Genomic DNA, 389 nt, shown 5'->3' on the forward strand with positions numbered 1-389 from the left:
CCACAGCACAGCGGGAGGCTGACCGGCGCCGGTGGTGAGCAGAACCACCCCGAAGCCCGCCACTGCGAGCCCGAACACCGCGATCGCGGCGACGATCACCCGCCCCTGGTGCACCACCCGGACCAGGCCACCGGAGAAGAGCCCGGCCAGCACCGCACCGGCGGCGAACGCCGCACTGAGCACACCTGTGGTGAACGCCCCACCCCCGAGGAAGAGCACGCCGACGGCCGGGAACAGCACCCGGGGCATCGCCACGATCATGGCGATCAGGTCCACCACGAAGGTCATCCGGACGTTCGGTCGGGTGGCGAGGTAGCGGAAGCCGTCGACCACCGCGGACAGACCCAGCCGCAGCCGCTTGTCGTCGGGCCCGACGATCGGTGGCAGAC

At 71.5% G+C, this 389-nt stretch carries 1 protein-coding gene; it reads right to left on the reverse strand.

Features of this window, described 5'->3' with window-relative positions; genetic code table 11:
- Window positions 1-389, reverse strand: a 389-nt coding sequence (locus D7Y13_RS44700) for an MFS transporter (protein WP_208734764.1), incomplete at both ends; no start/stop codon positions are given.

This window comes from Corallococcus praedator (assembly GCF_003612125.1).
GTDB lineage: Bacteria > Myxococcota > Myxococcia > Myxococcales > Myxococcaceae > Corallococcus > Corallococcus praedator.